Genomic DNA, 20196 nt, shown 5'->3' on the forward strand with positions numbered 1-20196 from the left:
TACCGGTGAGAGGACTCGAACCTCCACGGTTTCCCTCTCGATTTTGAGTCGCTCATGCTATCGGGAAGATAGCAGAAACTAAGTCAAAGAAAAGGAATCTAAAGCCCGCGAAAATCCTTGTAAGATCAAGTTTTTTTGCAGGTTCTTTCGTTAGATTTAAACGCCGCAAGGCTTCCGGGAATCTTCTCAAATAGTAGTCGCTTTTGCACAAATGAGAGAACTCGGAGAGAACTATAACAGATCAGCCCGCTCCCTATCATTGACAGATAATATCGAAGCTTTGGCTTCAGGGAGGGGAATTGATATGAGAAAAACAACAGTAAACACTATCGCTAATCAAAAAGGCAGTACAGGTAAAACCACCACCACTTATAACCTGGCTTACGCCTTATATAATGAAGGAAAAAAGATATTACTGATTGATTTTGATCCTCAAGGGAATCTAACGATGTACTTTGGTATCGAACAACCTGATAAACTCCCTTACTCTATGTTCAACATCAAGAACGCGATGATGACGGACGAACCGCTTCCATCGCCCGAAGAGTGCATTCATTCTCAAGGTAACATTGACCTGATTCCTAGCAACATTGAACTGTCTGTTGCCGAAATTAACCTACGGGATGAAAATGGCTGTGAAAAGACATTGACCACTTTACTGGAACCGATGAAAGCCAACTATGACTACATCATTATAGACACGACTCCATCACTTGGCTTACTCAATATCAATGCTTTGGTAGCACTCAACTGCTCAGATCATTGTGAAGGTAAAGAAGCGAATCAATCCACATATTCGCATTGAGGGCGACTTGATGACCAGGTGCGACACCCGTACCAATTTATATAATGAAACCATTCGTCTAGTGAAAGTGTGGTGTATCATAGAAGTCAGTCGTCCGGCAAGTTTATTTTGATCAATGAAAATGGACTCTAGACTCCAAAGCGAGGAAAACTGTCGGCCTGTCTTTTACGTTATTCAAAAATAATTAAGTCATCTATCTCCCCTAACGCAAAATACAAGAATCCTTTGAATTTATCAATCGTAACATTCCGTAAAATATCAGCAAAATCTTCATAATCTTTTATTACTTGAAAATTATTAAAGTAAACTTTATTCAATATCTCTGCTTCGCATTCACTTCGACTTATTGGACTAAATCTATTACTGTATACATTTATCCTTAACTCCTCTTTTAACTCGTGGAAATTTACACTTTCAAGCATGAAATTTATTATCTGTTCCACATCTATGGTTATCTTATTTGGAGTCTCGTAAATATCATTGCTGCTCGTTAATTCAAATATATAGTAAATTCTAGTAGAGTCCTCATTACTAAAAAATATAATTTCAAATTTACAGTTATTTTTGACACCATAAGCTTTATCTAATAATTTGCAAATACTTATCAAGTACAATTCATTGAGAATCGTTTGTTCTTTGTTAAAAATCTTAGAAAAATAAGTACTAGAAAGTGCAACTTTTTTATCACTATTACAAAATAATTTAAATATTTGTACATCTATATTTAAATTAGATGCTATCCGTTCCAGTTCTTTGTCATGGAATTCTTGCTTTTCCACACAACCTCTTCGCTTTGTTTTTTGAGGCAAGTCAGAAATAACAAACTCATTTTTTTCATGATTAAAAATGAAATATCTTAAATTTCCTGCTACATAAATACTACTTAAAGTCTCAAATAATTGGTCAACGTTCAAACTTTTTACGTCCTCAAGTAGGCCTATTGGTCGAGAAACAATATCTTTATTTAAAAAATGAATCATTACATTGATCTTTGCCACCTCATTGTGTTTCGATAGTATTTCTTCCTCGACCTCTCTAATGGCCATTAACATTAAGTCATAATATTCATTTTTATTATCTAATATCCTCCTCACATAGTTTTCAAATTCAAAGATAAGGTTTAAACCTACTTGGTACTTCGCATTGCTCCAACTATATAAGCAATAGCAGTAACTTGTTTGTCCTCTCAAATTACTTTCTTTCTCTGTGAAAAAATCTTTGAGCATCGCCAGTATAACAAAGTGCTCTAGAACGTGAGCTAAACCGTTGTTGCTAATACCATCTTTTTCTGATCCAGCTTCGCATAAAATAAAAAATGAATACATCATCTACCTTCTTTCCGAACTTCACTTCATTTTTTTATCCTTGATGTGTTTTAACTTTATGCGTAATGCTCAATCTAAGAAGTAAACCTCATTTTATTAATCCATCTTGGCAAAAATAGTAGGAGTATAAATAAAACTGCAACAGTAATGGAAGGAACGGCAATAATTCTAGAAATACCTCCATAGGGTTCAAAACTTGTGTAATAGCTATTGAACTTGGCTATCTGCATGGGCAGAAAATTGCCCACATAATGTTTCAGAAAGAATACCTCGCTCATCTGAATGGCGTAAGATATGGCTATGGTGAATAGTAACAGGGCGTAGCCAGTATAAATCTGTGTGACTAATACGCTGATCAATAAAGTAATCCCTGTCATCAGTGAGATTGCCACATATCCAATAACCAGGTTGATTAAAAACTGCTCGAAATAATTCACCGCAACCATTGATAAAAAAAATTGTGGACTACTTTGTATAGGCAAATCCGCTCCTTGTAAACCGTACATAAAGAATATAGGCGTAATGTAAATCGCTACCGCCGTCAGATAAAGCAATAAAGAGAGCTGGAAGGCGTTGATAATCCGTATCCTACTCAGCTTACGTTTTCCAAACCTCGTGGATTTGACCAGTCCGTCCACGCCCAAGGTCTCGTCTTCATTAAAAATTGGGACCAGTAGAATGGAAATGAGAACCAGGACAATAAAAACACACTGGCTCATCCCTGAGTTAACGTTCTTCCATCCCTCGGCATAACCCATCCGGATAGGTTCGGAGAGAGAAGCCGCTGCAAAATTCCCGTTGCTGATTCCTTCCCTAGAACTCCCCGCTTCCTTCTGTGCACTTTTGATGATGTCTGCCCTGTCCTGATAAAATTGTTCTGCTGAGACATCCCGTATTCCAGTCCAGTTCCAGCCATACACTTGGATAATTATATCCAAGGCTGGCAAATCTGCAACATCCGCTTTATTCCTGTCTTCTGGTAGGCTAAGTTCTCTGTATTTTTCCAAAATTTTATTAATCTCAACTTCATCCAATACCTCCGGTTGATAGAAATACCGGTATTCCGTCCCATCTGTTACCTCATATCTTGCCTGATTTAAATAACCTGTTTTGATGGTGTCTAAGTTGTAAAAGGTAAGTATCAGAAACAATGCCAACAAAAAACCGAATATGTTTATGTTTAGGATTTTACTTCTGTTTACTTTTGATAAATAGCTCATGATTTCACCTACCTTCCTCTACTGTAAATAATATCTTCTCATCCATATAGAGATACCGATTCGAGATAAGAGAATGTACACAGTACCCAGAAACAGGGCGACAAAAACATAAGGAAATACAGTATTACCCACAAAATATAATTTCTCTATGCCTATAAGATTATTGATAAAGTTCTGGGGCATGAAGACCATCACTTTTTCAATCAGCGCCCCCCTCCCCATCTGATAAGTATTTACGAGATAAAAATAAATCAGTGAAAGTGCTAATACCAGTTTCCCTCTTTTAAAAACCACGGACAAAAACAGGATAAGATGCGTCACGACAAGTGTGGAAAAGTATCCCATGGAAATATAGAGTAACCCCTCTTGAAGCTGATTCATAGAATAAAATGTAATTGTTCCGATTTGAACCGAAGAGTCCCAGCCGTGCAGCGTATACACTGCGGTAATAAACAGCAGTATGATCGCAATATACACAAAATAGGCTATCGTAGAAAACACACAAGCGGCACCAAGCTTGTAGCTGAGCAGCCTCCTCCTGCTCTCCTTGGTGGATAAGGTCACCTTGTCAATTCCTTTGCTGCTGTTTTTGGAGAATCCTTCGCATAGGATAAAGGCCAAGAACATAAAGAAAAGGTAGATCGTATTTAATAAACCTATTTTCAGGTACTCCCAGCCACTATCGTATTTGAATAAAAATGGGGTGGGTACTTTTTGCATTTTCTGGGATATGATTTCGATTTGTTTCTCTGTATAAGGAAATAGATTTTGTTCAGTGGATAAATATTCGGTAAAACTGCCCTTCCAATCTACATAAAAATTGGAGAGCTGCTCATCCGTTAAATTTAAGCTGTTATCGAGAACACGGTACTTTATATATGGAAAGTTCAGTTCCCAGTTCAGCGCATCGTGAGGAAAAGTTAATCTTTTTCCCAACTTGCGATCTGTATCTACTTCGCCTTCAATATAAGGTTTGTCCACGCTGTTTTCGTAGTTTTGTTTCATTTGTAATAAATAATCCGTCGTCATCGTGCCCTCAACCGTGCGCTCCCTTAAAATTTTCCAGCCTCCAAGACCGCTATGTATGGTTCCCTCATCATCCAAGACATCTATACTCTTGGCGGTTTGAATCCAGGGGATCAGAATAATAGTGAGAAAGAGTAGGCTGATAATTACTGTATTTTTATTTAATATTTTTTTCAGTTCTAATGGAATGAAATTACGCATGGCTCCCACTCCCTAAGTAGATGTAGTAATCTTCCAGCGTGGGCTCGCATACGATTGCGCCTGATTCCTTTTCTCCCAAGTAACGGACATTAACAACGTTTTCTTCCTGCCGGATCCGTACGATCAGGTGCTCCTTTTTAAAGGAGGCCAGTCGCTCTCTGTCCATCTCCTCAGTAAATACTTTTCCTTTAATCCCGGATAACATCTTTTGCACATTACCTTGCTCTTTAATTTTCCCCTGATTTAGGATGATCACATTGGTGGTAATTGCTTCGATATCCGAAATAATGTGGGTAGAAAACAAGATGATCTTGTCCTGTCCCATTTCGCTTATGATGTTTGAAAAACGGATTCGCTCATGGGGGTCAAGCCCAGCGGTGGGCTCGTCAAAAATTAATATCTTCGGATCGTTAATAATGGCTTGGGCAATGCCCACCCGCCTTTTCATCCCTCCGGAAAAGGTTTTGACCTTTTTATTAGCAACATTCTCCAGGTTGACAAACTGTAATACCTCTGGAACTTTGTGCATCAGTTCTTTTTTTGACAACCCCTTCAGTGCTCCCATATATTCCAGATATTCTGTTGCTGTAAACGCGGAATAAACCTCGAAATCCTGGGGAATATATCCCACAAGATTCCGGTAGTCGTCGTTCATATGGAAGATATCCTTGCCGTTAAAGGTAACCTTACCACTAGTTTGATGGTCAATTGCCACAAGGATTCTCATCAAGGTGCTTTTCCCTGCCCCATTATCTCCCAAAAGCCCATACACACCTTCAGGCAATGTAAAATTTAGTTCACTGATTGCCCGTTTCATTCCAAATGTTCTTGTTAAATTCTCCGCTTTAATTTCCATCGCTAATTTCCTCTCTCAATTGATATACGTCTCCTTCCGAGAGAACTTGCCATTCTTCTCCCGTAGACTTTCTACCTAACAGGAGGTTGGTATATTCTCCGTCCAGCTTTTTCACTTCCCATGCGAACAGATTTTCATTTTCGAATCCTGCTATGATACCTGTTTTTTCTTCCTTGTATAGAATATTTTGGATTCTCGGATCATCAGTGTTTCCCCTAGTGCCATTATCCGCTGGTTCGGGAAACCGATCTGAATTTTCTCTCATGTATGCATCAACTGTTTTGTAGATGCCTGTTATATCCTCGATAGAAAGAGATGGAACTTCTATTGTTGGCCTAATTGAAGACTCTTTTCTTCCTTGCTCCCGATAAGTTCTTTCATTTTTTTTCCTCCCTTCATCAAGACGTTTGTCCAAAGCAATATCCTCAAAAGTCCTTTTATCATCTAGCGTTGCATCCTTTGGAGATTCCTCATTGCCCGGATTCTTATTCTCTGACTTTACATCCTTCGGATTATTATCTAAGGTAATTAAATCCTCTGAGATGGTTTTATCATCCTGTATGCTTGCATATTCTGAGTAGCTGCTTTGATTTTGGAAGTAGAGGCTTCCTCCAATCAAAATGGTTATAGTTAATACAAACATTAAGATTTTTTTCACTAAGACACCTCCATTTTTTATATGTAATTCTACATTTTATCGTTTATTTCAACTGACTTAATTTTCCGTATAAATTTAAAGTATCCCTAATCTGAGCCTGATCTGGATGACTAATGTCCTTTAATGGCGCCCCCATGACGATGACTATATACTCACGGTTATTCACTAACCCAAGTGTTGCCCAACATTGTCCAGCAGCAGATGTAGTTCCCGATTTACCTCCAATAATTTTGAAGCCGATTTGCTGATCTTCATTAAGGTACTTCAGTACCGTCGATTCTAACAGAATCCCTTCTGGATGGTCTGTTGTTGATGTCGTCAGGTATGTCTCTTGAGTAAACATCTTTTTAAAATCCTCGTTAGCTAATGCATAATCCAAAAGCTTTCCCACGTCTGAAGCGGTTGTATACTGATTGTCATCATGAAGGCCCTCAGGACTAGTGAAATGTGTACCATTTAAGCTGAATTCAGCGGCTTTATCATTCATCATCAAAACAAAATTTTCCACACTTCCCGCAACATGGACAGCTAAAGTGTTTGCCGCTTCACCACCAGAAGTGAGAAGCGTCCCATATAACAAGTCTTGGTAGGTAACCTCCTCATCTTCGCGAAATCCGGCCATAGAAGAGTTACTTGCAAGAAGCTCACCGAACGTTCTCCGGTCTACCGGCGCGATTACAGATAAGTCATCAACATGCTCAAGGGTGACAATTGCGGTCATAATTTTTGTCAGTGAAGCAGGATAAACCTTGGCTCCCGCACTTTCTTCGTAAATGGCTTGATCAGACTCTCTGTCATAGACATAAATATATGGACTGGCATAAGTGTTCTGTACAAAGAATGGCAAGACCTTTTGTGAATCTAAATTCAGTTTACTTGCTGTTCCTATTAGCACTCCGAGAAGAACAATTGTGAATACTGATATTCTTACTAACTTGGGTTTCCTGTTCTTTAGCTTGCTACGTTCACCTTTCTCCATTTCCATTTTCTCCCTATTCTTCTTGGTACAAAGTATAGATTCAACACCTTAAAAATCTAGGTGTGTAGATCTTAAGTTTTTCTTAAATAAATGGTTTGTGCTTTACTATACTTCTCTACTTCATTAGTATCCAGCCGTACACGAACTTCAACCGAGCGTTATATATAAAATGTTTCAAATAAATAGTGACATCAAAAAAATATCATCTAAATATTTTACTGCAATGTTGGTATTGCCTAACGTTGATTCTTTCTTTGTAAATCACTCATATATCCCTTAATATGCTCCAATAACAAACCAGTAAATTTTAAGAATAAAAAAATATGATGTCACTATTTTAAGATTGATATATTGCAATTTAGCAATTATAATAAACACAACCTACTATATGAAAGGTGAATGAAATGAAAAAACTGCCTAGAATCAGTCAAAAAGAACAAGATGTGTTATTGGTTTTTTGGCGAGATGGCGGAAATTTAACCGCATCAGCCATCGCAGATAAAGGGGACGGATTGGGTATTAATACCGTTCAAGCAGCGGTTCGGAATTTATTGAAAAAGGAATATATTGAAATTTCTGACATTGTATATAGTGGCACCGTACTAACAAGAAGTTATAAGCCTGTTATAAGTGCAGAACAATATGCTGCATATCAGTTGCAAATTTTAAAAATAAATGCTAAGAATTTTTCAGTATCGAACTTTGTAGAACATTTTAAAGAAAATAATGAGTTAGATTGTTTAAAAGAATTGAAGTAGTTATACAAATCCAAGTTTAATCTCACCGTAGTTAAAGATAAAATTCATATAGGACGAGTATGAAAACTGAAAAATTAAGTATGTCAAGCATTTTGTTGATATATTATATAGACATCTGTTTATTCCTTCTTCGAGAATTACAACAATACAGGAGTATCAGATGTTTTTCCATTTTCACCTTTTGGACACTTTGTCAAGCACTGATTACTGCTTTGAGCTCTTTATATTATTTCAACAACTCACCTGCAAGAGCAGGCTCTTTAATGAATCCTTTATAGTTGTCTGCTTGAATGTCATACAGCTCCGCATATATTTTATTATTGCTAATCAGAAAATCATGATCACCCACAGCGTCTACTTTTCCTTCGTGTATTACAATTATTTGATCAATATTTTTTATATTAGTGAATCTATGAGTAATAATTATATTAATCCTCTCTGTTTTTTTGTTTACCATATTTTCAAAGACTTCACTTTCTGTCTTAGCATCTAAAGCTGCTGTTGGTTCATCAAATACCATAACGTCTGCTTCCCGGACGAAACTTCTTGAGATAGCAAGTCTTTGCCATTGTCCTGTTGAAATATCCTCACTATTTTCCCATCCAATCAATAAATTTGTATCAAATTTCCTATTTAATTCATTAATAAAATCATGTGCTTGACCTAAGACGGAAGCTTCTATTATAACTGGCATATTGTTAATATTATCAACCATTGAAATTCCAATATTTTCTCTTATTGTAAGCGGAAACTTCACAAAATCCTGAAACATCGCGCTCATTTTCTCAAAATAGGCTTTCTTGTCGTACATAGTTCTATTAATGCCATTGATTAATATCTCGCCTTTTGTTGGTGCATATAACCCTAAAATGATCTTGATCAACGTAGTTTTTCCACTTCCGTTATATCCGACAACTGCATAATCAAATCCTTTTTTTAATGTCAAATTTATATCTTCTAATATATGGTTACATGAGCTTGGATATTTAAAATAAACTCCTATAAACTCAATTGAATCCACGACAAAATCCTTTATTAAATCCTCCCTAACTTCCTCGCTTTTTATTGAATTTATTTTGTTTAACCTCTCAAAGCTCAATAAATACAAACAATTTTCATATAGTGTCAAAGCACAGCTTATTAAATTGATCAAAGCATTTTGCAGCTTGGTAGCAGTTTCAATACTCATTATGATCACACCGATTGACAGTTTACTCATAATACCATTAACAACTATAATTATTTTCAATAAATAGGTCAGTAAATGTTGAATAGAATCACCTACTGTAGATTTTATAGTCAAAGTTCTTTTTACATTTTTATCTTGCTCAATTATCTTTTCAAAAATATTATTAATGATATTCTGTATAAAAGATATGTTGGAAAATAATTTCATTTCTTTGAAATTTTCATATGTAACTATCATATCCTTTAAAGAACTATAGTACCTAGTTTTTTCATATCGTTTATCATATACTTCAAATAACTTTGACATAGATTTTAAATTAATTATTGTACTTGGGACTATTGATAGTATGATGATAATCACTATACTTATCTGGTAAGATGCCAATATACTTATTGTACCAACGAATAAAGTCATATTCATGATAATCTCAACAATGTTATTCAAAATACCTATACTTCTCACTGTTGACTCGTCATTTGTTTTTTGGATGTCATTATGTAGTCTTGGATCTTCGAAATCTTGCATTTCCATGCTGTCTACAATTTCAATAGTTTTATTTGTTATATACTTATCAACTAATACAGTATAAATTTCCTTTACATAATTTGTAGTTTTATTAATAATTAATTTTATTAGTACAATAATGAAATGAAGAAGAAAGAGATATATTATGATAATATAATCTTTGTTGTCATTTATTAAAAGAGAACCTATTTGATCTATTATATGCTGCCATACAATTAAGTTTATGATATCAGGTAAAGCCATAACAGAACTTAAAACTAAAATTAATATGAAGTATTTTTTTGAAGAGGCGAATAATACGCTTAGAGTAGTTTTTATAATAGCAAAGTAGTTACTAAAGTGTCTAAAATTGTTGAATTTCTTCATCTCAATTATCCTCCAGTATTAATTGTGTTCTAAGTACTAAGGACGTGACTAAACCCTGAAGAATAATGTGGTATGGTTATTGTATTTCAATATAGGTCATAGCCTTCTGAAGAGTAACTCCAGTCTAACAACCTTAGATTTGAATACAACAGTGTCTTCGTCGGTATTGGACGAAGACACTGTTGTATTGTGAAACTCAATTTCTTGCCGCGTCGGAGTTATACGCGTTGTTTACAGAACCGACGCAAGAGCAATTACAATCAGGTTCTGAAATTTTATTTAACTGAATAGTTCGTTAATTGAGAATTACACATACTGCTGGTTTGTAAAACTAGTTTCTTGCTGCGTCTTGGTTAGCCGCTTCATTTACAGAACCGATGCAAGAGCATTGACAACCAGTTCCTGAAACCTTAGTAGCTGCTTGGTTCGCTAATTTAGAGTTACACACACATGGCGCACGAAAAGCTATGCTCTCATTGTCAATAGCTTGCTGTTGATATGGATTCATAATTTTCAGCATATTCTCACCTCCTTTCATTATGTATTTATCCAGGTTTAAATGAGAACAATTAAACCGAGAAATTAATTGTTATAAAAGAACATCTTCGTTAAAGATTGCTAATTGTTCCGGTGATGTCCTAAGTAAGTTGTGATAATTCCTTAAACTACGTTCTGTTGTACTTCTATAATATTCACACTCTGCAAGATCAGGTTCCCTGACTCCCGAAGAATCCATTCTGTCTACATAACAACTACTACAAAGTTTAGCAGCCCAACAATCAGAGCAAATATTTTCCCAAACTTCGGAAAATTCATAAACATATTTTTTATAAATCTTTTCCTCAATAATCCCTTGATTTATATTTCCTATTGAAGGACTGTTTCCTATCCTTTCACATGCGAGAAAATCGCCATCTGCGGAAACAAATAATCGTCGGGATCCAACAACACAACAACCGTTCATTGGCACAAAATTAGTAGCTCTTTTTGTTACGCTTCTTTTATGAATTCTATCAAGTGAATTAAAGATAGTTTGTTCTTTAATTTCTTCCAAATTGCTAGTAATACTAATTTGCTTATCCTGCCATTGTCGTAGCGATTGGTCATTATAATCGGAGCTTTTAAGCAATTCTTCAGGCACAGTACCAGGTCCGGCATAACCTAATTGATATCGGAAATCTTCATGAGTAAAATCTAAATTTGTAAAAAAGTCATCTATTTGAGAAACCTTTTCTTCGCTAAACGGAGGCATGTACACCGCATTTGCACTTATGTGCATTTCCTTACCATTTTTTCTAGCTACACTATTTAATAATTTGAATTTCTTGAAAACGTCATCAAATGAGCCTGAGCCATTCTTATAAACTCGATACATATCATGTATTTCTTTGGGACCATCAATGCTACAAAGAATAGATAAATTGTCAACGGTAGAAAAATATTCAGCCATTTTGGGGGTTAATACAGACAAGTTAGTAGTAAAAGAAAATTGTATAGTCCTTCCTGCTAAAGCAACCTTCGAGTATTCAATAACTTCTTTTAATAGCTCGAATTCAAGTAAAGGCTCTCCACCGTAAAAAGTAATAGAAACTTCCTGCTGATCCCCATAAAGTTTCATGTAATCAATAGATTTAAGCGCCGTATCAGATGACATTCTTTTTGAAGTAAACGCCCGATTGTGAGGATACCCATCATGGTATATACAATAGCGACAACGCATGTTGCATTTTCCAGTTAATTCTAAAATGAGTTGCGTTGTCCCTGTATTCATTTCATTTTTTATATACTCTAGGGATATATCATTATATAAGTGCTTAATTTTGAATCCTTTGAATAAATCCTCCTCATTAATTGAAGTCATTAATTCATCTACATTAACGTTGTGAGCATAAATATATTGATTTAATTCATCTAAGCTTTTATTAGAGGAAATTAACAATTCAAATAACTGAGCTATATCATTGTCAAGCATCACAACCTTACTTGTACCACTATCGTAGAAGTAGTAAAAGTTATGTTCAGAGAATATCTTCCCTATGGAAAGTGCTGTTTGTGCTGGTTTTTCTTTTTTGTATTCTTGGATGTAATTAAAGAGTTCTGAAAAGTTTTCGAAGTTATCTTTATATAAATCCATTTCATTACCTCCTGCCATTAAAATACAATTCTTGAATATTATTATAGTAACATATTAAAAAAATATCAACACATTATTTTTTTAATATGTTACTTTCGGTCTTACCACATCTAGGTTATGAAGTTTAGTAGGCGAAAACTCTACTTGATAAGACTAAACCGAGCCCCATATTTTAATAGACAACTTCGCATAGAAACCTGCAACACTCTAAATCAAAAAAGAGCAGCATAAGCGCTGCTCTTTTTTGCTAGGCTAGAATCGGAGTCTTAATACTTGAATTCATACGAATAGGAGTTTATTGTCTCCAGAACCGTACTATTTTCCACAAATTTTGTTATATGTACCACCCGGTAGGTATTCCCGGAATTGACATAGTTAAACCCGTTCGAAGCATGTGAGCCCATGCTCGAGAAAGACTAGGTCCAAGTCTTCACATCAGACCATTGATTGCTGCTGTTTTACCTCTTTTGTAGGGTGAGAGTAATAGAAGTATCATAATCCGTATAAATCTTTATTGTTCTCCCACTCTCGATAGTCAGCGAAACAGATGTCACCGAGATATACTATAAAGGGTATTATTATCTTCTCCTGTACAGCAGGTTCAGCATATTCTACTCTCTAAGGTCATGCAAATAAAGATCTCTTCGTAATTTCCCTCTATTTTTTTCTTATTCAGATGTTTCTTCATACTCCACTTCCGCCATTCTTAAGAAGCAGCTTCATTGCTCTGCGCCTGGCTCTGGTCAAATAAGATCTAATATTCACCGCTTGGACATCCATAGAAGCAGCAAGCTTGTGATCACTCCATTCAAGAATGTACTTGTTATACAATAAAGTCTGATCCCGTTCTGATAACTCACTGAGTATCTTGGCAATCTCTGTGTAATCCTCCTTGAGGCTATACATCTCCTCGATGCTAGGCTGCTTGTCGGCTATTTGCTCTATACTGTCAGCGGTTATCCCTGAAGAGGTATGATTCAGATGTCTTTTGCGCTGCTTCGCATGATTAATACTAGTATTATGTACGGTATGGACCAGATAGGATACTTGTTTATGCAGGTCTAGGGAACGCAATAATGCGGCTTTACTGATTAGTCTGACGAAGGACTCCTGTATCATATCATCAACAACATCATAGTCCTGCAAGATCTCATAAGCCTTCTTTTTCATAATAGGATAATACCTATCGTATAGCTCTGTTAGAAATACAACATCCTCGTTAACTTCTACAGTAGATAGGATGGTGAAGAACATGAATATTCTCACTCCCTTTAATTTACATTATAATACATAATAATAGTTGATCCACCTTATTATGGAAGTGATGTATGATTCACAATATATGCTACTAGAAGCATTCAGCGAAACAAAAAGACCACTATAAATAGCTATATTTAGAAAATAAAAAAAACTTGTAAAATTGCTGGAAGCAATCTTACAAGTTTTTTTTCGATATACCGGTGAGAGGACTCGAACCTCCACGGTTTCCCTCTCGATTTTGAGTCGAGCGCGTCTGCCATTCCGCCACACCGGCAAAGTATTAAGTTAAAATATGGCGCGCCCTGAGAGATTCGAACTCCCGGCCTTTTGATTCGTAGTCAAACGCTCTATCCAGCTGAGCTAAGGGCGCAAAATTTATATGGAGCGGACGACGGGAATCGAACCCGCGACCCTCGCCTTGGCAAGGCGATGCTCTACCGCTGAGCCACGTCCGCACACGGTATGTATTGATGTCCGACTCACTAAAGAAGTGAGCCATGAAGGACTCGAACCTTCGACACCCTGATTAAAAGTCAGGTGCTCTACCAACTGAGCTAATGGCTCATAAAGCAAGAAAATGGCGGAACCGACGGGATTCGAACCCGCGGTCTCCTGCGTGACAGGCAGGCATGTTAGGCCAACTACACCACGGTTCCAGAAGAATAATTGCTTAATGAAAATTGGTTGCGGGGGCAGGATTTGAACCTGCGACCTTCGGGTTATGAGCCCGACGAGCTACCGGGCTGCTCCACCCCGCGTCAGTAAAAAAGTATTAATTCCCTTGGATTCCTCGGAAAGTATCCGGAATCCTTAGTGAAGCATTAACTTCACTTTTGGGGATGTGTTATGGTGGAGGCTGAGGGGATCGAACCCCCGACCCTCTGCTTGTAAGGCAGATGCTCTCCCAGCTGAGCTAAGCCTCCATGTAAAGAAGCAACTTAATTATCATACCACAATCAAACCTGTAATGCAACCATTTTTTCTAGAAGTCTAATGCTGTTTCAAGAAGAAATGGTGACCCGTATGGGATTCGAACCCATGTTACCTCCGTGAAAGGGAGGTGTCTTAACCCCTTGACCAACGGGCCGTTTTAAAAACAAATTGTTTTGACAACAAAAAAGATTATATCATGTATTATTAAGTATAGCAATACCTAAACTAATTATTTTTCTTTTTACTCTTCCCTAGGTAATAGATTGATATGAAGCTTTTGAGATATTATCTCAACGATTTGACCTATAGTTCTATCATTCGTGTTTAGATGCTGCTTAAATACCTCGTGATCAAGCCCTCTGATCCACCTGTCGATCTGCTGAGCAGCCCAAGGGTCTTTTCCTTCACCTCTAACGCTTAATCTCTTAAGCAAGGTCTCTCGGGAGCCACGCAAACTTAAATGATAAAGCTCTATACCTCCATCAATGAACTTGCCGATGATTTCACTATCTAGATTCATTATGGTCATAGGCACGATAATTATTCCATCATACTCGCTAGCTATGTTTTTCTTCTATACATTTCATATGCGGTTTGTGTCTTCCCTGAACCAAAAGCACCATTGATCCATATAATCATGATCATTTGCCTCCATGAACTAATTTTCATTCAAAAACCACTTCACAGTGATTGCCTATCCTTATAATAAACTGCTAAACATCGTACAACAAAAAGACCACTGTCGATTACTCAACAGTGGTCTTGCGTGCTTGGCAACGTTCCTACTCTCCCAGGACCCTTCGGTCCAAGTACCATCGGCGCTGGAGGGCTTAACGGTCGTGTTCGGGATGGGTACGCGTGGAACCCCTCCGCTATCGCCACCAAACGGGCATTTGCGGTACAAATGCATTATTCAGGTCTCAGCATCGCCAAATGCTGAAAACAAATTCATCATCATACAGTCACTTGGACTATATAAATCTGAGATTGATGCCTGAAAACTGAATCCGAAACAAATCTGCATTTTACATATAGGATAAGCCCTCGACCGATTAGTATTGGTCAGCTCCATGCATTGCTGCACTTCCACCTCCAACCTATCTACCTCGTCGTCTTCAAGGGGTCTTACTAATTGGGAAATCTCATCTTGAGGGGGGCTTCACGCTTAGATGCTTTCAGCGCTTATCCCGTCCGTACGTAGCTACCCAGCCATGCTCCTGGCGGAACAACTGGTGCACCAGCGGTACGTCCATCCCGGTCCTCTCGTACTAAGGACAGCTCCTCTCAAATTTCCTGCGCCCACGACAGATAGGGACCGAACTGTCTCACGACGTTCTGAACCCAGCTCGCGTACCGCTTTAATGGGCGAACAGCCCAACCCTTGGGACCTACTTCAGCCCCAGGATGCGATGAGCCGACATCGAGGTGCCAAACCTCCCCGTCGATGTGGACTCTTGGGGGAGATAAGCCTGTTATCCCCAGGGTAGCTTTTATCCGTTGAGCGATGGCCCTTCCATGCGGTACCACCGGATCACTAAGTCCGACTTTCGTCCCTGCTCGACTTGTAGGTCTCGCAGTCAAGCTCCCTTATGCCTTTGCACTCTGCGAATGATTTCCAACCATTCTGAGGGAACCTTGGAACGCCTCCGTTACTCTTTAGGAGGCGACCGCCCCAGTCAAACTGCCCGCCTGACACGGTCCCCGTACCCGGTAAGGGTACTAGGTTAGAACCTAGATACGATCAGGGTGGTATCCCAACGGCGCCTCCACCGAAGCTTGCGCTCCGATTTCTACGGCTCCCACCTATCCTGTACAGATCGTACCCAAATTCAATATCAAGCTGCAGTAAAGCTCCATGGGGTCTTTCCGTCTTGTCGCGGGTAACCTGCATCTTCACAGGTATTAAAATTTCACCGGATCTCTCGTTGAGACAGCGCCCAAGTCGTTACGCCATTCGTGCGGGTCAGAATTTACCTGACAAGGAATTTCGCTACCTTAGGACCGTTATAGTTACGGCCGCCGTTTACTGGGGCTTCGGTTCATAGCTTCGGGTTACCCCTAACCACTCCCCTTAACCTTCCAGCACCGGGCAGGCGTCAGCCCGTATACTTCGCCTTGCGGCTTCGCACAGACCTGTGTTTTTGCTAAACAGTCGCTTGGGCCTTTTCACTGCGGCCCCCTCGTGCTATTCACACTACCGGGGCACCCCTTCTCCCGAAGTTACGGGGTCATTTTGCCGAGTTCCTTAACGAGAGTTCTTCCGCGCGCCTTAGAATTCTCTTCTCGCCTACCTGTGTCGGTTTGCGGTACGGGCACCTTCTCCTGGCTAGAGGCTTTTCTTGGCAGTGTGAGATCATGACCTTCGCTACTACAATTTTCGCTCCCCATCACAGCCCAGCCTTATCGATGTGCGGATTTGCCTACACATCAGCCTCACTGCTTAGACGGACATCCATCAGTCCGCGTCACTACCCTCCTGCGTCACCCCATCGCTCATAGCGGATTACGGTGGTACAGTAATTTCAAACTGTTGTCCTTCGACTACGCCTTTCGGCCTCGCCTTAGGTCCCGACTTACCCTGAGCGGACGAGCCTTCCTCAGGAAACCTTGGGCTTTCGGCGGATCAGATTCTCACTGATCTTTTCGTTACTCATACCGGCATTCTCACTTGTGTAGTGTCCAGCGCTCTTTTCAGTACACCTTCAACCCCTACACAACGCTCCCCTACCCCAGATGCAAAGCATCTAGCCATAGCTTCGGTGGTGTGTTTAGCCCCGTTACATTTTCGGCGCAGAGTCACTCGACCAGTGAGCTATTACGCACTCTTTCAATGGTGGCTGCTTCTAAGCCAACATCCTGGTTGTCTGTGCAACTCCACATCCTTTCCCACTTAACACACACTTGGGGACCTTAGCTGATGGTCTGGGCTGTTTCCCTTTTGACAATGGATCTTAGCACTCACTGTCTGACTCCCGGCAATAAGTATATGGCATTCGGAGTTTGACTGAGCTTGGTAATCCTTGCGGACCCCGCACCCAATCAGTGCTCTACCTCCACTACTCTTATACCGAGGCTAGCCCTAAAGCTATTTCGGGGAGAACCAGCTATCTCCGAGTTCGATTGGAATTTCTCCGCTACCCCCACCTCATCCCCGCACTTTTCAACGTACGTGGGTTCGGGCCTCCAGTGCGTGTTACCGCACCTTCACCCTGGACAGGGGTAGATCACACGGTTTCGGGTCTACGTCCACATACTAAATCGCCCTATTCAGACTCGCTTTCGCTGCGGCTCCACCTTCTCGGCTTAACCTTGCATGTTAAACGTAACTCGCCGGTTCATTCTACAAAAGGCACGCCATCACCCATTAATAGGGCTCTGACTTTTTGTAAGCACACGGTTTCAGGTTCTATTTCACTCCCCTTCCGGGGTGCTTTTCACCTTTCCCTCACGGTACTGTTTCACTATCGGTCGCCAGGTAGTATTTAGCCTTAGCAGATGGTCCTGCTGGATTCATACGGGGTTTCACGTGCCCCGCACTACTCGGGATCCGTCTCGGAGAGAATACAGTTTAGGTTACAGGGCTTTTACCTCTATCGCGGGCCTTTCCAGACCTCTTCACCTACCATATTCCTTTGTAACTCCATGTGAGACGTCCCACAACCCCTAAGAGCAAGCTCTTAGGTTTAGGCTGTTCCGCGTTCGCTCGCCGCTACTGACGGAATCACTATTGTTTTCTCTTCCTCAGGGTACTTAGATGTTTCAGTTCCCCTGGTCTGCCTCTACACACCCTATGTATTCAGGTATGAGTAACTGCGAATTACCACAGCTGGGTTTCCCCATTCGGACACCCCCGGATCAAAGCTTGCTTACAGCTCCCCGAGGCAGTTTCGTTGTTCGCCACGTCCTTCGTCGGCTCCTGGCGCCTAGGCATCCTCCGTGTGCTCTTATTAGCTTAACCTTGATTCTTCCGAAGAAAAATCTCACTAATAACATTTACTTGTTTGCACAAGTTGCTAAAAGATGTTCTAAAACGCAAATTCGTTTCGGTATCCAGTTTTCAAGGATCAAGTCTTACTTGAGAGCTTAAACTCTCAAAACTGAGCAACGAGTGAGTAACAGGCCTAAACCTGAGTTTTGGAAGCTGAGCTTCCGATTTGAATGTCCTCATTGCAGAGAACGATTCTCCATAGAAAGGAGGTGATCCAGCCGCACCTTCCGATACGGCTACCTTGTTACGACTTCACCCCAATCATCTACCCCACCTTCGGCGGCTGGCTCCCTTGCGGGTTACCCCACCGACTTCGGGTGTTGTAAACTCTCGTGGTGTGACGGGCGGTGTGTACAAGACCCGGGAACGTATTCACCGCGGCATGCTGATCCGCGATTACTAGCAATTCCGACTTCATGCAGGCGAGTTGCAGCCTGCAATCCGAACTGAGACCGGCTTTGATGGGATTGGCTCCACCTCGCGGCTTCGCTTCCCGTTGTACCGGCCATTGTAGTACGTGTGTAGCCCAGGTCATAAGGGGCATGATGATTTGACGTCATCCCCACCTTCCTCCGGTTTGTCACCGGCAGTCACTCTAGAGTGCCCAGCTTAACCTGCTGGCAACTAAAGTTAAGGGTTGCGCTCGTTGCGGGACTTAACCCAACATCTCACGACACGAGCTGACGACAACCATGCACCACCTGTCTCCTCTGTCCCGAAGGCCGCTGCTATCTCTAGCAGATTCAGAGGGATGTCAAGACCTGGTAAGGTTCTTCGCGTTGCTTCGAATTAAACCACATACTCCACTGCTTGTGCGGGTCCCCGTCAATTCCTTTGAGTTTCAGTCTTGCGACCGTACTCCCCAGGCGGAGTGCTTACTGTGTTAACTTCGGCACCAAGGGTATCGAAACCCCTAACACCTAGCACTCATCGTTTACGGCGTGGACTACCAGGGTATCTAATCCTGTTTGCTCCCCACGCTTTCGCGCCTCAGCGTCAGTTACAGCCCAGAAAGTCGCCTTCGCCACTGGTGTTCCTCCACATATCTACGCATTTCACCGCTACACGTGGAATTCCACTTTCCTCTTCTGTACTCAAGCCACCCAGTTTCCAGTGCGACCTCAGGTTGAGCCCAAGGTTTAAACACCAGACTTAAATAGCCGCCTGCGCGCGCTTTACGCCCAATAATTCCGGACAACGCTTGCCCCCTACGTATTACCGCGGCTGCTGGCACGTAGTTAGCCGGGGCTTTCTTCTCAGGTACCGTCACTCCGGTAGCAGTTACTCTACCGGACGTTCTTCCCTGGCAACAGAGCTTTACGATCCGAAAACCTTCATCACTCACGCGGCGTTGCTCCGTCAGGCTTTCGCCCATTGCGGAAGATTCCCTACTGCTGCCTCCCGTAGGAGTCTGGGCCGTGTCTCAGTCCCAGTGTGGCCGTTCACCCTCTCAGGTCGGCTACGCATCGTCGCCTTGGTGGGCCGTTACCCCACCAACTAGCTAATGCGCCGCAGGCCCATCCCTCAGTGACAGATTGCTCCGTCTTTCATTCTTCTCTCAGGAGAAAAAAGAAATTATCCGGTATTAGCTACCGTTTCCGGTAGTTATCCCAGTCTGAAGGGCAGGTTGCCTACGTGTTACTCACCCGTCCGCCGCTAAGTTATTTTGAAAGCAAGCTTTCAAAATGACTCCGCTCGACTTGCATGTATTAGGCACGCCGCCAGCGTTCGTCCTGAGCCAGGATCAAACTCTCCAATTAGTATTGAAAAGAGCGATATGCTCATTTTGAAACATCTGACGAGAAAATTAATTCTCTAATTTTGGATTTCACTTACGTGATTTCCTACTCACTCGTTGTTCAGTTTTCAAAGATCAAGTTCTCGTTGGCGCCGTTTAATGTCTCAGCAGCAACTCTTATAATATATCATGTTTTCTGATTTATTGCAACTCTTTTTTTCAAAGTTCTTTGCAA

General features: G+C 40.5%; 13 protein-coding genes, 8 tRNA genes and 3 rRNA genes. 2 read left to right on the forward strand and 22 right to left on the reverse strand.

Features of this window, described 5'->3' with window-relative positions:
• Positions 1-304 precede the first annotated feature (304 nt).
• Positions 305-805 carry an AAA family ATPase gene (locus NST40_RS24700; protein ID WP_076221073.1) on the forward strand — a complete coding sequence of 167 codons (501 nt, stop codon included), beginning with the start codon at positions 305-307 and terminating at the stop codon, positions 803-805.
• A gap of 170 nt (positions 806-975) precedes the next feature.
• Here the strand turns inward: NST40_RS24700 and NST40_RS24705 are convergent, their stop codons facing one another.
• The 6 genes from NST40_RS24705 to NST40_RS24730 all read right to left on the reverse strand — a co-directional run bounded on the left by NST40_RS24705 (position 976) and on the right by NST40_RS24730 (position 7070).
• On the reverse strand, positions 976-2133 hold the full coding sequence (locus tag NST40_RS24705) for a hypothetical protein (RefSeq protein ID WP_143761926.1): 1158 nt from the start codon (positions 2131-2133) through the stop codon (positions 976-978).
• A 71-nt stretch (positions 2134-2204) separates the two neighbouring features.
• Complete coding sequence (locus NST40_RS24710) at positions 2205-3350, reverse strand: hypothetical protein (RefSeq protein WP_076220373.1); 1146 nt, start codon at positions 3348-3350, stop codon at positions 2205-2207.
• An 18-nt stretch (positions 3351-3368) separates the two neighbouring features.
• A complete protein-coding gene (locus NST40_RS24715) occupies positions 3369-4577 on the reverse strand; it encodes a hypothetical protein (RefSeq protein ID WP_076185530.1) in 1209 nt (402 codons plus the stop codon).
• Positions 4570-5433 (reverse strand): ABC transporter ATP-binding protein, encoded by an 864-nt coding sequence (locus tag NST40_RS24720; protein ID WP_076220372.1) that lies wholly within the window; start codon positions 5431-5433, stop codon positions 4570-4572. The genes NST40_RS24715 and NST40_RS24720 overlap by 8 nt, the downstream gene beginning before the upstream one ends.
• On the reverse strand, positions 5423-6091 hold the full coding sequence (locus NST40_RS24725) for a hypothetical protein (RefSeq protein WP_036687472.1): 669 nt from the start codon (positions 6089-6091) through the stop codon (positions 5423-5425). Before NST40_RS24725 ends, NST40_RS24720 begins: the two co-directional genes overlap by 11 nt.
• 43 nt (positions 6092-6134) lie before the next feature.
• Positions 6135-7070, reverse strand: a complete 936-nt coding sequence (locus NST40_RS24730) for a serine hydrolase (protein ID WP_342410087.1) — start codon at positions 7068-7070, stop codon at positions 6135-6137.
• 404 nt (positions 7071-7474) lie between these two features.
• Here NST40_RS24730 and NST40_RS24735 point away from each other — a divergent pair, with 404 nt between their 5' ends.
• Entirely contained in the window at positions 7475-7828 is a 354-nt protein-coding gene (locus NST40_RS24735) for a BlaI/MecI/CopY family transcriptional regulator (RefSeq protein WP_051491512.1), read from the forward strand.
• Positions 7829-8054: 226 nt separating this feature from the next.
• On the opposite strand, the gene NST40_RS24740 is transcribed toward NST40_RS24735, so the two are convergent.
• The 16 genes from NST40_RS24740 to NST40_RS24815 all read right to left on the reverse strand — a co-directional run bounded on the left by NST40_RS24740 (position 8055) and on the right by NST40_RS24815 (position 19983).
• A complete protein-coding gene (locus NST40_RS24740; protein ID WP_036687469.1) occupies positions 8055-9908 on the reverse strand; it encodes an ABC transporter ATP-binding protein in 1854 nt (617 codons plus the stop codon).
• Between the two features lie 331 nt (positions 9909-10239).
• On the reverse strand, positions 10240-10428 hold the full coding sequence (locus NST40_RS24745) for a hypothetical protein (RefSeq protein ID WP_036687467.1): 189 nt from the start codon (positions 10426-10428) through the stop codon (positions 10240-10242).
• A gap of 69 nt (positions 10429-10497) precedes the next feature.
• Positions 10498-12042: a radical SAM protein gene (locus tag NST40_RS24750; protein WP_076130852.1), complete on the reverse strand. Its 1545-nt coding sequence runs from the start codon at positions 12040-12042 to the stop codon at positions 10498-10500.
• Positions 12043-12726: 684 nt separating this feature from the next.
• Positions 12727-13296 carry a sigma-70 family RNA polymerase sigma factor gene (locus NST40_RS24755; RefSeq protein ID WP_036687464.1) on the reverse strand — a complete coding sequence of 190 codons (570 nt, stop codon included), beginning with the start codon at positions 13294-13296 and terminating at the stop codon, positions 12727-12729.
• 201 nt (positions 13297-13497) lie between these two features.
• Positions 13498-13576 (reverse strand) — tRNA-Leu (locus NST40_RS24760).
• 19 nt (positions 13577-13595) lie between these two features.
• A tRNA-Arg gene (locus NST40_RS24765) sits at positions 13596-13672 on the reverse strand.
• A 10-nt stretch (positions 13673-13682) separates the two neighbouring features.
• Positions 13683-13757, reverse strand: a tRNA-Gly gene (locus tag NST40_RS24770).
• 36 nt (positions 13758-13793) lie between these two features.
• Positions 13794-13866 (reverse strand) — tRNA-Lys (locus tag NST40_RS24775).
• Positions 13867-13880: 14 nt separating this feature from the next.
• A tRNA-Asp gene (locus NST40_RS24780) sits at positions 13881-13958 on the reverse strand.
• Between the two features lie 25 nt (positions 13959-13983).
• Positions 13984-14060, reverse strand: a tRNA-Met gene (locus tag NST40_RS24785).
• Positions 14061-14149: 89 nt separating this feature from the next.
• Positions 14150-14225 (reverse strand) — tRNA-Val (locus NST40_RS24790).
• An 89-nt stretch (positions 14226-14314) separates the two neighbouring features.
• Positions 14315-14389 (reverse strand) — tRNA-Glu (locus NST40_RS24795).
• An 87-nt stretch (positions 14390-14476) separates the two neighbouring features.
• Positions 14477-14770 carry a hypothetical protein gene (locus tag NST40_RS24800; protein ID WP_342410088.1) on the reverse strand — a complete coding sequence of 98 codons (294 nt, stop codon included), beginning with the start codon at positions 14768-14770 and terminating at the stop codon, positions 14477-14479.
• Positions 14771-15003: 233 nt separating this feature from the next.
• Positions 15004-15121 (reverse strand): 5S ribosomal RNA (rrf, locus tag NST40_RS24805).
• A gap of 146 nt (positions 15122-15267) precedes the next feature.
• Positions 15268-18193 (reverse strand): 23S ribosomal RNA (locus NST40_RS24810).
• Between the two features lie 232 nt (positions 18194-18425).
• Positions 18426-19983, reverse strand: a 16S ribosomal RNA gene (locus NST40_RS24815).
• The 16S, 23S and 5S rRNA genes sit together here, the layout of an rRNA operon.
• Positions 19984-20196: the final 213 nt, after the last annotated feature.

The organism is Paenibacillus sp. FSL R10-2778 (assembly GCF_038593035.1).
GTDB classification, from domain to species: domain Bacteria; phylum Bacillota; class Bacilli; order Paenibacillales; family Paenibacillaceae; genus Paenibacillus_AQ; species Paenibacillus_AQ odorifer.

Bases quoted from the DNA above. Each gene is read 5' to 3' on its own strand.
- NST40_RS24705 (WP_143761926.1), bottom strand. From the start codon at position 2,133: ATGATGTATTCATTTTTTATTTTATGCGAAGCTGGATCAGAAAAAGAT.
- NST40_RS24740 (WP_036687469.1), bottom strand. From the start codon at position 9,908: ATGAAGAAATTCAACAATTTTAGACACTTTAGTAACTACTTTGCTATT.
- NST40_RS24720 (WP_076220372.1), bottom strand. From the start codon at position 5,433: ATGGAAATTAAAGCGGAGAATTTAACAAGAACATTTGGAATGAAACGG.
- NST40_RS24730 (WP_342410087.1), bottom strand. From the start codon at position 7,070: ATGGAGAAAGGTGAACGTAGCAAGCTAAAGAACAGGAAACCCAAGTTA.
- NST40_RS24700 (WP_076221073.1), top strand. From the start codon at position 305: ATGAGAAAAACAACAGTAAACACTATCGCTAATCAAAAAGGCAGTACA.
- NST40_RS24715 (WP_076185530.1), bottom strand. From the start codon at position 4,577: ATGCGTAATTTCATTCCATTAGAACTGAAAAAAATATTAAATAAAAAT.
- NST40_RS24750 (WP_076130852.1), bottom strand. From the start codon at position 12,042: ATGGATTTATATAAAGATAACTTCGAAAACTTTTCAGAACTCTTTAAT.
- NST40_RS24735 (WP_051491512.1), top strand. From the start codon at position 7,475: ATGAAAAAACTGCCTAGAATCAGTCAAAAAGAACAAGATGTGTTATTG.
- NST40_RS24710 (WP_076220373.1), bottom strand. From the start codon at position 3,350: ATGAGCTATTTATCAAAAGTAAACAGAAGTAAAATCCTAAACATAAAC.
- NST40_RS24755 (WP_036687464.1), bottom strand. From the start codon at position 13,296: ATGTTCTTCACCATCCTATCTACTGTAGAAGTTAACGAGGATGTTGTA.
- NST40_RS24745 (WP_036687467.1), bottom strand. From the start codon at position 10,428: ATGCTGAAAATTATGAATCCATATCAACAGCAAGCTATTGACAATGAG.